Raw genomic sequence first — 12,253 nt, 5'->3', positions numbered from 1 at the left:
CGCATAAGGAGTTCGATTTGGTCGATTCGAGGGGGAATCCGACCCGATTCACCGCCAGAAGGCGTAAATCAAAGACTAATCAGGCCGGTGATAAGGGAAGCGTTCAAGTTTAGCGAGTGCCTGAACAGAGTTATGTCCGAGGCGCAAACCGTTCGGCTCTCGTACGACGACGGGTCACGAGCGGTCGAACTGGCGCGTGAATCGGTCGAATCGTACGTTCTCCACGGTCAACGAGAACAGCCCGGAAGCATGCGAGACGCGTTCTACGCTCGCACCGGGGCGTTCGTCCGAATCCAATCGACACGTGGCCGCGGCCGCCTGCGAGGGTGCGCCGGGGCGTATCGGGGGAAAGACCAACTCGGCCACGCAATCGTCGACGCGGCGATTCAGGCCGCGTCCGGCGACTCCTGTGGCTCCGAAATCGAACCGCCCGAACTCCCCAATCTCAACATCTCGGTCTGCATCGTCTGCAATCACGTTCTCACCAACGACCCCGTCGCCGACCTCGAACTCGGCACCCACGGCGTCGCGATAGACAAAGACGGCAGCCACGGCTGGCTCTACCCGACGATTCCGCTCGAGAACGGCTGGTCCAAAGAGCAGTTCCTCACCCACGCCTGCCGGAAGGCCGGCCTGCCGCCGCTGGCGTGGCAGGACGAGGACGCGATGGTGACCCTGTTCGAGGGACAGGTGTTCCGCGAGCGCTCCGACGGCGGCAGCGTCGAGGAACTGTAAACTGTAGAACGACCGCGACCGCACGCGCCCGAACGAACGGTTTCCCGTATCGACCGACCGCAAACGACCTTCTGCGCCTCTCGCTCGGGGAGCGACGCGCCTCCCGAGTTACTCTTCGTCCGCGCCGTAGCCGCAGGCCTCGGCGTCGTCGGCCGCCCGCGCCGCGGCCGCGTCGATGTCGAAGTCGTCGGCGACCACTTCCCCGTCCCGAATCAGCGGTTCGAGCAGTCGCTCGGCGTCGTCCGGGGCGTCGGTCCCCCGCAGGGCGACGTGGTGGCCGCCGTCGACTGTTCGATAGACCTCCTTCACGCCGGCGAGTTTGCCCCGCTTGGCCGCCGGTTCGCCCTCGATTTCGACGATGTCGAGGGCGAAGTCGACCGGGTCGGCGTTCGAGACGTAGCCGCCGACGCCGAAGCCGTCGGCCGCGTCGCGGAGGTGTCGCAGGTCCGCGGGGCCGAGGCCGCCGGAGACGAACACGTCCACGTCCTCGTGCCCCTCGGCCGCGAGCGTCCACTGCACCTCGCGGACGATGTGTCTGAAGTCGCCGCGCCGCGAGGAGGTGGTGTCAAGGCGGACGCTGTCCAAGTCGTCGCCGAGGGCCTCGACGGCCCGGAGCACCTCGTCGGTCTCGTCGCTGTAGGTGTCGCAGAGGGCGACCCGCGGGACCGATTCGTCGACCGCCTCGTCGAACGCCCGCCACGCCTCCTCCTGGTTGCCGCGGCCGAAGCAGATGACGAGGGCGTGCGGCATCGTCCCGGACGCCTCGCGTCCGAGAACCTCGCCGGCGGCGACGTGCGAGATACCGTCGAGGCCGCCGACGAGGGCGCTCCGTTCGACCATCGCCGCGACGGACGGGTGGACGTGCCGGGCGCCGAAGGAGAGCACCATCGAGTCGGGGGCCGCGCGGCGGACGTCGAGGGCGGCGGTGGCGACGCCGGAGGCGTGCGAGAGGAAGCCGAGGAGGGACGTCTCCAGACGGGCGAAATCGAGGTAGGACCCCTCGATGCGCATCACGGGACCGCCGTCGAACAGGCGACCCTCGGGGACGGCGTCCACGTCCACGTCGCGGCCTTCGAGGAGGGCGGCGGCGTCTCTCACTCCCGCGAGCAGTTCGTACTCGCCGTCGGGGAACTGGTCGGCCGTCACCTCGGCGACCACGTGCGGGTTCTTCCCGGCGTGCCGGAGCGTCGTCTCCGTCCGCTCGAAGTAGGCGTCGGTGGCCGACCCCTCGCGGATGGCGTCGGCGCCGACGATGTCGAAGTCCATGTCCGGCCGTTTCGGCGGCGTCGTGAAAAGCGCGTTCGTTCAGGCGGGGGTGCCGGAGAGAATTCCTCTTCGAAGTCGGGTCGAACTCGGCCCGGAGACGAGTCAGCAGACGGCGACGACCGCCCGATAGACGGTCCCCTCGTACCGGACGTACGGGCGGTCCACCCAGAACGAGTAGGCTTCGCCGCCGTCCTCGACCTCGGCGTTGCCCTCCGACAGCGCCGTCTCGAACTCGCTTCGCCGCTCCTCGGAGAGGTCCCCATACGGAGTCACCGTTGCATCCCCGGGCACCTCGTCGACGGGGTCGACGGAGACGTAGGCGGGGCAGTCCTCGGTCGAGGGCGGTCGTTCGGTCGGCGTCGATGTCGGCGTCGCCGTCGCAGTCGCGGACGGGTCGGGCGTCGGCGTCGTTCCCGGTCCGCCGAGACAGCCGGCGAGGACGACGAGCGTCAGGAGGGTCGCGAGGGCGGGTCTTCGCGGGTCCATATACGTCGATTTCGTCGGGAGAGTAAGTGCTTTGTCACGAATCGGCGTGAACCCCGTCCAACCGCCCGACGGTGGGCGCGTTGACGATAGTGACGCGCGTGCCGGACCGGCGGACGCGGAAGGCGTCCGCGAACGGCCCGTCCTCGACGACGTAGACGTCCGGTTCGACGCGCGTCGCGTTGAGGCTCCCCACGAGGAGCGACTCCGCGTACCCGGTCCGGAACTCCCGCGCGTCGCGTTCGGTGTCCCACTCGGTCGCCCAGACGTAGCCGAACTCGCCGTCGCCGCTCCGGTACGGGACGAGTTCGTCGCCCCCCCACCCGGCCGTCGCGTTCGACGTGTAGTTGTACCGCGAGTACCGACCGACCTGCCGCCGGAGCGACGTTCTGTCTACCGCGCCGGTGTCCCAGAAGGCGGTGTACAGGAACACCTCGCCGAGTCGGTCGGTCGGCCGGTCGCGGTCGAACCGCGACCACGCCGCCGAGGAGCGGTCCCGGACGGTCACGTCCGCCGGCCCCTCGTCGGGGTACGCCTCCGGGTGGAGAATCTGTTCCGAGGTGGTCGGCGCGTCGTCGTAGGCGGCGTTCACGGCGTCCCACCCGCCGCGTTCGCGGAGGGCGTGGACGAACTCCGGCCCCTCGCTGTACGGCGCGTAGATAGTGAGGTAGACGCCGAAGTCGAAGTCCGACCCGCCGCCGGCCTCGGTGTCGGGCGTCGGGACGCAGTCCCACTCGGCCGAACAGCGCTCGGCGTACAGCGCCTCGACGTAGTTGGCGTCGCCCTCGGAGAGGCCGTTCTCCGCGATGCGCCCGTCGTGCGTCGGCGGCGTCGACGCGAAGCCGAAGTGTTGGTCTTGGAGGGCGTGAACGAGTTCGTGCGCCAGCGTCGCCCGACTCATCGTCGGCGTCTCGCCGTCGCTGACGACGACGATTCGGTCGTCGCTCGGGGTGTAGTAGCCCGCGATGGCCCCGCCGTACAGTTGGTTGAGCACGTCCGCCACCGACTCGTTCTCGCCGACGAGGAACGCCGCCTCGTACACCTGTTCGCGCCACGGGTCGGGGTCGCTCCGGAAGACGCCTGACTCGCTGCGGTACTGCTCGCGGGTCACGACGTCGACGGGCACCGACTGCCGGAACTCCAATTCTCGAATGTGTTCGACGCGGGCCATCGTCCGCGCGACGAACGCCTCGCGTTCGCTCTCGTTCAGGCCGTCGGACTGGTCGACGTCGATGGACTCGTTGTACCAGTAGCCCGCCTCCCAGCCGATGCGGTCGGTCGGCGGGTCGTCGGGCCACGACCACGACGGCGGCAGCGCCGAGGGGTCGGCGACGGGCGCGGCACAACCGGACGCGACGAGGAGAACCGCGAGCGCGACCGGGGCGAGAGCGGGCTGCGAATCGTTCACACGGGAGAGTGGGAACGGTCGTAGAAAACAGTCTCGGCGGGGAGGATGGAAGAAGGAACCCGGGCGAAACCGCTCAGTTCCGCGATCGGATGTCGTTCACGGCGTCGACGGTGGGTCCGTTGACGACGACGACGCGGGTGCCGTCCATCCGGACGCGGAAGGCGTCCGCGAACGGCCCGTCCTCGACGACCCACGTGTTCTCACCTCGCTCGACCGCGTCGTGCGCGGCGAGGATGTTCAGATACGCGTCGCGGAACTCCTGGGCGTCGCCCTCGGTGTCCCACTCGGTCACCCAGACGTAGCCGTACTCCTCGCCGCCGCCGGTCGACTTCTCGTACGGGAACAGGCGGTCGTTGGCCCACCCGTTCGACGGCACGCCGTCGTAGTTGTACGTGTCGTACCGGCTCTCGGTCTCCGCGATGCTCCGAACCGGGACGGTGTCGGCGTTCGCGGTGCGCGCCTGATACCAGAACATCGTGAATATCGACGCCTCGCCGACCGTGTCGGAGCCGCCCTGTCCCTGTTCGGCGAACGTCGACCAACCGTTCGTCGCCCTGCTCTGATACTCGATGGGGACGGGTTCCTCGTCGGTGGAGTGGATGGTCTGTTCGGTCGAGACGGGCGGGTTCCGCAGCATCTCGTCGAGCGCCTCCCAGCCGCCGCGTTCGATGACGTCGTGGACGTACACCGGGCCGTCGGAGTAGGGCTGGAAGATGGTCAGGAAGATACCGTAGTTGACGGAACCGGCCGACCCGCTCGACCCCCCCTCAGTCGTCGGGGAGGGGACGCACGCCCACTCGCCGCCGCACATGCTCGCGTAGCGGAGTTCGACGTACTTCGCGTCGCCCTCGATGGCGCCGTCGACGGCCAACTCGCCGTCCTGCGTCTCGGCGCTGTACTTCTCGCTCGTCAGGTCGTAGTGTTGGTCCTGGAGGGCGTGGGTGAGTTCGTGGACCAGCGTCGCGTTGTCGATGGTGGGCGACTCCGGCGAGTTCGTGATTATCGTGATGGCGTCGTCGCGGGGCGAGTAGAAGCCGGCGACCGAACTGCCCTGCGTTCCGCTGATGGCCTCCTGGCTGTCGTTCCCCTCGCCGGTGACGAACAGCGCCTCCCACACTTGGTTGTTCCACTCGCCGAACGCCTCGGCGTTCGCGGACTGGTTCGCCGACCGGTTCGACGACCGCTGACGGTACTCGGCGCGGCTCAGTACGTCGACGGAGACGTTCTCCGTGAACTCCTCGTGTCGGAGGTACTCGACGCGCGCCATCGACCGTGCCACGTACGCGTCCAGTTCGGCGTCCGAGAGGCCATCGGACTGGTCGACGTCGATGGACTCGTTGTACCAGTAGCCCCCCTCCCAGCCCAGGGGGTCGCCGTCGGGGTCCGAGAAGTTCGCGTCCGGCGAGGCGATGTCGGAGGTGTCCGAGACGGCGCCGGCGCCGCCTCCGGCGAGTGAGGGTTCGTCCGCCGGCGCCGCACAGCCCGCGAGGACCAAGAGCAGAGAGAGGGTGACAGCGGCGATTCCGTGTCGCGGTAACATGTTATACCGTTCGGTGGGACCGCTCGGGGAAGTAGTTTTTTCCGCGGCGACGGGCCCGCGAACCCACCGGTCGAGGTACCGTTTTGGTGTCGGCACCGGTTCGAACGCGTATGAGCGAGAGCGAGAACGAGAACGAGACTGAGTACGTCTTCGACCCCGACCGCACCGCCGTCGTCGTCGTGGACCTTCAGAACGGCTTTTGCGACCCGGACGGGAGCCTGTACGCGCCGTCGAGCGAGGCGGTCGTCGACGACGCCGCCGCGCTGGTCGACGACGCGCGCGAGGCGGGCGCGTCGATAGTGTACACGCGGGACGTCCACCCGCCCGAGCAGTTCGACGGCGCGCACTACTACGACGAGTTCGAGCGCTGGGGCGAGCACGTCCTCGAAGGGTCGTGGGAGGCCGAACTCGCCGACGGACTGGACGTGCTCGAGGAGGATCACGTCGTCGTCAAGCACACCTACGACGCCTTCCACGAGACGGAGCTGAACGGGTGGCTGAACGCCCACGGTATCGAAGACCTGCTGTTCTGCGGGACGCTGGCGAACGTCTGCGTCCTCCACACCGCCGGGAGCGCCGGTCTCAGGGATTACCGACCGGTGCTCGTCGAGGACGCCATCGGCGCCATCGAAGACGACCACAAGGAGTACGCGCTGGACCACGCGGGATGGCTGTTCGGCGAGGTGGCGACGCGCGGTGAGATTCGGTTCGAGTAAGGAGATTCAGTCCCGGAAGAGGCGGAACGCGCCCTGTCCGGTGGCGACGGCCTCCTCCTCCGTCGTCCCCTGCCACCGCTCGAACGCCTCGTCGTCCTCCTGCACCCGGTCGGGGAGTTGACTGACCACGGTGACGGTGCTGACGCCGATAGTGCCGCCCGAACGCACCACTTCGGCCGTCGCCCGCAGGTCGCCCGCGGCGCGCCGGAGGTAGTTCACGTTCAGGTTCACCGTCGCCACGCCGCCGGTCAGCGGGTCGTCGAGCATCGTCCGCTGGGCGATGCCGCCGGCGGTGTCGATGAGCGTCGCCGCGATGCCGCCGTGGACCGTCGGCGGGTCCGTCGTGTTCGTCAGTTTCTCGTCGTACGGCACGGTCATCACGGCCCGCCCCGGTTCGAGTTCGTTCACCTCCGTACCCAGCCACGAGAGGTAGCCGTGCTCCTCCTCGATGTAGCGCTGGACGAACGAGACGGCGTCGTCCGGAAGCCCCTCGGCGTCGTCGCTCATGTACCCCTCCCCGACGCCGGAACGTATGTAGCCACCGGTGAGGAGTTTACAGTTTCTTCGGTGCGCGAACGTCGGGGAGTCGCCCTCGGAGCGGACCAGAACAGGGCGGGCGGCCGTCAGAGGCAACCGCGACCGGTCCGCAGCGAACGCATGAGCGAGGGCGGCGGCGACGGAAGCGGAGAGGGAGAGAACGGCCCCGAGCACGACGTCGACTTCCGCGAACACCCCGAGGAGTACGACATCGGCCGCGGCGAGGAGGACGTCTTCAAGGTCGAACCGTACAAGTCGGAACTCCTGCCGCACTGGTCGTACGCCGACGAGGCGTCCGCCGAGGAGTCGGCGCGGGCCATCTACGAGCGCTACGAGTCCTACCGAGAGGAGGGCGACTTCGTCGGGATGGACATGGCTCGCAAGTACCTCCAGATGGGGTACACGCGGTCGATGCGCTACGCGCGGTATCCGGGCGGGCAGAAGTACGACGACGGCGAGGAGCGCGAACCCGAGGAGTGGGCCGACGAGGGGAAGCGGGCCGCCGCGGTCGTCTTCGAGGAGTACCTCGAACGCGTCCGCGACGACGAGAAGTATCGGGAGATGAAGGACGAGCACCGCGAGCGGCGCGGGTAGGCGACCGGCGCCGCGACTCAGCCCAGTCGAACCGGGTCGTCGGTGTCGCGCACCTCGACGCGCACCTCCTCGCCGACGGCGAACTCGCGGCCGGGGCAGACGAGTTTCGCACCGAACTCGGGGTCGACGGCGGCGAACAGCGAGAGGCCGGTGATTCGCTCGCCGTTCGCCAGCACCTCGATATCGCGCCACGCCACGTCGCGGCCCGTCGCCTCGCCTATCGGGTGGCCGAGGAAGGAGACGGGGTCGAGGCCGTCGGATTCGCCTGTCCTCCACGAGGCGCCGTCACCGCGGGTGAGAACGCCGCCGCCCGCGTAGTGGGCGAACCCGCCGTCGAGGACGCGGCCGTCGTCGGCCGCGATGCCGGCGAACGCCTCGCCGGGGGCTGGGTGGTCGGGCGCGTCGAGCAGCGCGTACGTCTCGGCCGCCTCGACGACGGTGCCCGTTCCGTCCCACGCCAGCGGTTCGACCGCGACGTCGGCGACGACGGGGAGCGACCCGGAGGCGCGCCGGAGGTTCTGGTCGTGCCGCCGGAAGCCGACGTGGACGTGGTTTGCGACCCACGGCGCGAAGAACCCGGAGCGGACCATCGGACCGAGCGAGTCGCCCGCTTCGACTCGGTCGCCCGCCTCGACGGCGGGTTCGACGTGGAGGATGCGGGCGACGTAGTCGCCGGCGTCGACCAGAATCAGGTACTCCGACTCGTGCGCGTACGGTTTCGGCGGCGCGCGGACCGTCCGCGTCTCCAACACCTCGCCGGCGACGGGCGAGAGTCCCTCGTTCGTCGCCGGGTAGAGGTCGACGGCGCGCCCGCGGTCGTGCGCCGGGTACGGCGAGTTGTACAGCGAGAACCGCCGGTACCGCCGGAGCACTGACTCCGGGAGCGTCACGGTCCCGTCCTCCCCGTCAGCGCCGGTCGGTGACGCGTCGGACCGTTCGTCGCCGTCCATACCCGGACCGGAGGACCGGGAGGGCTTAGGCGCGTCGGGACCTGTCTCGGCCATGAGCGGTGACGAGGGGTCGACCGTCCGCGTGGTCCGCGGACGCGCGGCGACGCGGGAGGCCGACCGAGCGGCGACCGAACGGATGCGCGAGGCGGCCGGCGAGACGGGCGAACCCGGGTTCCGCGCGTGGACGCCGCACCGGCAGGTAGCGTTCGGCCGCCGGGACGCGCGCACCGAGGGGTACGACCGGGCCCGCGAAGCGGCCGAGTCGCGCGGCTACCCGACTGTCGAGCGGAGCGTCGGCGGCCGCGCCGTCGCCTACACCGGGCGGACGGTGGCGTTCGCCTCCGCGGTGCCCGCCGGCGAGGGGCGGGCCGGACTTGACGACCGCTACGAGGCGGCGACGACGGCCGTCGTCCGCGCCCTCCGGGGACTCGGCGTCGCGGCGCGGCGGGGCGAACCCCCGGAATCGTTCTGTCCGGGCGCTCACTCCGTGCAGGCGCACGGGAAGATATGCGGCATCGCTCAGCGCGTCCGCCGCGACGCCGCCCTCGTCTCCGGCGTCGTCGTCGTCGCCGACCACGAGGAACTCGCGGCCGTGCTGGACCCCGTCTACGAGGCGCTGGGCGTGCCGTTCGACCCCGAGTCGGTCGGCAGCGTCGCGCGCGGCGGCGGCCCGGCCGACTCGGAACGCGTCTGCCGCGCCCTCGAAGACGCCTTCGTCGGCGACGCGGAGCGACGGGTCGAGGAGGCGGGCGACATCGCAGAGTAGACGTCGGCCCCGACGGCAACCGCGGGGCTTACGCTCCCCCGCGCGGGACGGACTGGTATGTCACTGCTCGTCACCGACGCGACGCTGGCCGACGGCCGCGTGCGCGACGTTCGAGTCGAAGGGGAGCGCATCGCCGCCGTCGAGGAGTCGCTCGACCCGCGCGAGGGCGACCGCGTCCTGAACGCGTCGGGAAAGATGCTGTTTCCGGGCGCCGTCGACCCGCACGTCCACTTCCGCGAACCCGGCTTCTCGCACAAGGAGACGTGGGCGTCCGGGTCCCGAAGCGCCGCCGCCGGCGGCGTCACCGTCGTCGCCGACCAACCGAACACGACGCCGCCGACCGTCTCTGGCGAGGCGTTCGACGGCAAGGAGGCGCTGGCGGCCGAATCTGTCGTCGACTTCGGAATCAGCGGCGGCGTCACGCCAGAGTGGGACCCGGACTCGCTGTTCGACCGGCCGCTGTTCGCGCTGGGAGAGGTCTTCTTGGCCGACTCGACCGGCGATATGGGCATCGAGGCGGACCTGTTCGCCGACGCGGCCGAACGGGCCGCCGAGGCGGGCGTGACCGTCACCGTCCACGCCGAGGACGCCGACCTGTTCGACGAATCGGCCAGAGAGCGAGACGCCGGCGGGACGGGTCGGGCGGCCGACGCCGACGTGTGGAGTCAGTACCGCGCCGCCGAGGCCGAGGCGGCGGCCGTCGAACGCGCCGTCGAGGTGGGGACCGAGTCGGGCGCGGACGTCCACATCGCGCACACCAGCACGCCCGAGGGCGTCGACGCCGCGACGGCCGGCGGCGCGACGTGCGAGGTGACGCCGCACCACCTCTTTCTCTCGCGGGAGGACGCGACCGAGTTGGGGACGTACGGCCGGATGAACCCGCCGCTCCGGAGCGAGGAGCGCCGCGCGGCGATGTGGGAGCGCCTCGTCGACGGCGAGATAGACGCCGTCGCAACCGACCACGCGCCGCACACGCGCGCCGAGAAGGACGTGGGACTGTGGGAGGCGCCGAGCGGCGTCCCCGGCGTCGAGACGATGCTGCCGCTCCTGTTGGAACGGGCGCGGCGGGGGGAGATATCGTACGAACGCGTCCGCGACGTGACCGCCGCCAACGCCGCCGAGATATTCGACCTGCCGTCGAAGGGTCGAATCGAGGTCGGACGGGACGCGGACCTCGTGCTGTTCGACCCCGAGGAGAGCCGGGAGATTCGCGGCGCGGACCTGCACTCGAACTGCGGATGGACGCCGTTCGAGGGGATGCGCGGCGTCTTCCCCGAGACGACGGTCGTCCGCGGACGCGTCGTCTACGAGAACGGGTCGTTCGAGGACGCGGACGGCGAGAACGTCCGCGAGTGAGGTAGTTGCGCGGAGGGGGAGAGCGAACTGCCGGCATGGAGGAGAGTCCCGAGTCGGGCGCCGGACTGCCGCGGGTCGACTCGGGGCTGAATCTACGTCACGGCGGGGGTGGTGCCGTCCCCCTACATGAACCTAGCCAGAACCGCCCCGAGCGTCGCCGCCGCGACCATCACGCCCGCGCCGAATCCGCCGACGCGGGTCATCTCCCGGCGTGCGTCCGCGCCGGTCCGCGCGGACCACGACCGGCCGAGGAGGCCGACGCCGAAGAACAGGGCGCCGAACAGAAGCGTCGTGTCCGCGCCGTCGGCGACGCCGGAGAACGCGGCGGCGACGACGAGGGCCGCGACGCCGGCGAGGAGGCCGACGAGGAACGCCCCGCCGGCGACGCGCGCGAGAGGGGTGAGCGGTGTCACGGTCCGAACCGCTCGCCCTCGCGCAAAGAGCGTTTCACTTCGCGCTCGGCGGGAACGTTTTCCCCGCTCGCGGGCCGAAACCGGGACGTGAGCGACCCGAATCGAGGACCCGAACGTGGGCGGAACTCCTCCGAGTCGCCCCCACGTTCCGACGCGCGGGCGTTCTGGGACGCCGTCGTCGACGAGATGGAGGCGACGGCGGCGGCATACCGCGACGTCGGGTGGGCCGTCACCGAACTCCACCCCGGCGAGGTGCGGCCGGTGCCGGCGTACGTCGATACCGGCGGAACGGACCGCGCCGGACTCGACATCCTCGTTCCCGCCGAGGAGTTCGAGGCGGCCGAGCGACTGGTCGAGGCGGGGGATTTCGACGCTCACGACGTGTCCCGCACGGAGGAGGGAGAGACGGTGTTCGCCGTCGTCATGCTGAAGAACGGGTCGGACGCCGAGGCCGTCGCGGTCCCGGTGTACTACCCGAGAGGGGCCGCGGCGCCGATGCTCGAACGGGTCGAAGCGCGCGGCGAGATGCGCCTGTACGTGCGGCCGCCGTCGGCCGACCGGCGGGTCGAGTTGGCGCTGACAGACCCGGAGACGCTGCTGTCCGGCGGGAAGTGAGGGAGAAGCGCTTCGGTCAGTCGTCGGTGTCGGCGTCCGCGCCGGCGCCCGCGTCCGCATTCGCGTCCTCACTGTCCTCGGCCGTCTCCTCGCGCCGCAGGTCCGCGCTGGCGTCGCGTACCTCGCGCATGACGCTGGAGATTCGCTCCTCGGCTTCGAGTTCGTCCTCCACCGAGAGGTCGACGCCCTCGACTTCGAGGAGGAACTTCGCCACCTCGGTCACCTCGTACATCAACTCGTCCAGTTCCTCCGCGGTGAAGAAGCCCGACATCGCGCCGTAGAGGAACGTCGCGCCCGCCTTCTGTACCTTCCCCTCGAACGACGACCGGGCCTGATTGACCGCCTGCGGCGAGTAGGTGTCAGTCATGAACGGGACCAACTCGGGGAGGTTCTCGCCTATCTTCGTCATCTCGACGCCCGTCTCGGTGCGGAAGTCCGAGCAGAGGCGCGCGATGGCCCACTCGCGGGCGGTGATGTACGTCCGGTCGCGCAGGAACTCGTTCACCCGGTCGTACTGCGCGCCGTCCATCTTCTTGAAGCGTGCGTACTTCTGCACGTCGCGCGGAATCTCGGGGTCGGAAGCCGCGTCGGTCGGGTCGTCGGCCGTCCCTTCGGATGCGGACTCGTCGGCCGAGTCGCTCCCGGCGTCCGCCGTCGCCTCCGTCGACGCCGCCGTGTCCCTCGTCGACGCCGACTCGGCCGCCGCGTCGCGCTTCGACCCCGTCTCCTCCGTCCCCCCCGCCTCGGCGTCGGCCCGGTCCTCGCGGTCCGCCGCCGTCGGGTCCTCGTCGGTCATACCGCGGGGTATCCCTGCGCGGCGGAAAAGCGTTCCGTCGGACCGCGCTCGGGCGTCGCCGGACGGAACCGGCGGCCG

At 70.2% G+C, this 12,253-nt stretch carries 14 protein-coding genes; 6 read left to right on the top strand and 8 right to left on the bottom strand.

The annotated features are described in order from the left end of the window. Positions 1–132 precede the first annotated feature (132 nt). Positions 133–735 carry a TIGR00296 family protein gene (locus NDI79_RS06905; protein WP_310927747.1) on the top strand — a complete coding sequence of 201 codons (603 nt, stop codon included), beginning with the start codon at positions 133–135 and terminating at the stop codon, positions 733–735. Positions 736–843: 108 nt separating this feature from the next. On the opposite strand, the gene NDI79_RS06900 is transcribed toward NDI79_RS06905, so the two are convergent. The 4 genes from NDI79_RS06900 to NDI79_RS06885 form a co-directional block, all read right to left on the bottom strand. Continuing rightward, positions 844–2,001, bottom strand: a complete 1,158-nt coding sequence (locus tag NDI79_RS06900; RefSeq protein WP_310927746.1) for a nicotinate phosphoribosyltransferase — start codon at positions 1,999–2,001, stop codon at positions 844–846. Between the two features lie 102 nt (positions 2,002–2,103). Further along, positions 2,104–2,487 (bottom strand): DUF7979 domain-containing protein, encoded by a 384-nt coding sequence (locus NDI79_RS06895; RefSeq protein WP_310927745.1) that lies wholly within the window; start codon positions 2,485–2,487, stop codon positions 2,104–2,106. Positions 2,488–2,521: 34 nt separating this feature from the next. Continuing rightward, a complete protein-coding gene (locus tag NDI79_RS06890; RefSeq protein ID WP_310927744.1) occupies positions 2,522–3,892 on the bottom strand; it encodes an Hvo_1808 family surface protein in 1,371 nt (456 codons plus the stop codon). Between the two features lie 73 nt (positions 3,893–3,965). After that, the gene (locus tag NDI79_RS06885) at positions 3,966–5,432 is read right to left on the bottom strand and encodes an Hvo_1808 family surface protein (RefSeq protein WP_310927743.1); all 1,467 of its coding nucleotides are present in this window, start codon (positions 5,430–5,432) and stop codon (positions 3,966–3,968) included. Positions 5,433–5,542: 110 nt separating this feature from the next. Here NDI79_RS06885 and NDI79_RS06880 point away from each other — a divergent pair, with 110 nt between their 5' ends. After that, complete coding sequence (locus NDI79_RS06880; RefSeq protein WP_310927742.1) at positions 5,543–6,148, top strand: cysteine hydrolase family protein; 606 nt, start codon at positions 5,543–5,545, stop codon at positions 6,146–6,148. 6 nt (positions 6,149–6,154) lie between these two features. On the opposite strand, the gene NDI79_RS06875 is transcribed toward NDI79_RS06880, so the two are convergent. Continuing rightward, positions 6,155–6,655: a PaaI family thioesterase gene (locus tag NDI79_RS06875; RefSeq protein ID WP_310927741.1), complete on the bottom strand. Its 501-nt coding sequence runs from the start codon at positions 6,653–6,655 to the stop codon at positions 6,155–6,157. Positions 6,656–6,805: 150 nt separating this feature from the next. Between NDI79_RS06875 and NDI79_RS06870 the strand changes: the two genes are divergently transcribed. After that, positions 6,806–7,279: a DUF4385 domain-containing protein gene (locus NDI79_RS06870; protein ID WP_310927740.1), complete on the top strand. Its 474-nt coding sequence runs from the start codon at positions 6,806–6,808 to the stop codon at positions 7,277–7,279. A gap of 17 nt (positions 7,280–7,296) precedes the next feature. Here the strand turns inward: NDI79_RS06870 and NDI79_RS06865 are convergent, their stop codons facing one another. Beyond that, complete coding sequence (locus tag NDI79_RS06865) at positions 7,297–8,229, bottom strand: DUF8155 domain-containing protein (RefSeq protein WP_310927739.1); 933 nt, start codon at positions 8,227–8,229, stop codon at positions 7,297–7,299. 52 nt (positions 8,230–8,281) lie between these two features. On the opposite strand from NDI79_RS06865, the gene NDI79_RS06860 reads away from it, so the two are divergent. Both NDI79_RS06860 and NDI79_RS06855 read left to right on the top strand, forming a co-directional pair. Continuing rightward, on the top strand, positions 8,282–8,995 hold the full coding sequence (locus tag NDI79_RS06860) for a lipoate--protein ligase family protein (RefSeq protein ID WP_310927738.1): 714 nt from the start codon (positions 8,282–8,284) through the stop codon (positions 8,993–8,995). A gap of 57 nt (positions 8,996–9,052) precedes the next feature. Continuing rightward, positions 9,053–10,351, top strand: a complete 1,299-nt coding sequence (locus NDI79_RS06855) for a dihydroorotase (RefSeq protein WP_425499584.1) — start codon at positions 9,053–9,055, stop codon at positions 10,349–10,351. A gap of 122 nt (positions 10,352–10,473) precedes the next feature. Here the strand turns inward: NDI79_RS06855 and NDI79_RS06850 are convergent, their stop codons facing one another. Further along, positions 10,474–10,764 carry a hypothetical protein gene (locus tag NDI79_RS06850; RefSeq protein WP_310927737.1) on the bottom strand — a complete coding sequence of 97 codons (291 nt, stop codon included), beginning with the start codon at positions 10,762–10,764 and terminating at the stop codon, positions 10,474–10,476. Positions 10,765–10,851: 87 nt separating this feature from the next. On the opposite strand from NDI79_RS06850, the gene NDI79_RS06845 reads away from it, so the two are divergent. Further along, a complete protein-coding gene (locus tag NDI79_RS06845) occupies positions 10,852–11,379 on the top strand; it encodes a DUF7529 family protein (protein ID WP_310927736.1) in 528 nt (175 codons plus the stop codon). 16 nt (positions 11,380–11,395) lie between these two features. Here the strand turns inward: NDI79_RS06845 and NDI79_RS06840 are convergent, their stop codons facing one another. Next, entirely contained in the window at positions 11,396–12,175 is a 780-nt protein-coding gene (locus tag NDI79_RS06840; RefSeq protein ID WP_310927735.1) for a DUF5806 family protein, read from the bottom strand. Between the last annotated feature and the right edge of the window lie 78 nt (positions 12,176–12,253).

Origin of the sequence: Halogeometricum sp. S3BR5-2, assembly GCF_031624635.1 — an archaeon.
Classification (GTDB): Archaea; Halobacteriota; Halobacteria; order Halobacteriales; family Haloferacaceae; genus Halogeometricum; species Halogeometricum luteum.
This window is presented reverse-complemented; position numbering and strand designations above follow the sequence as displayed.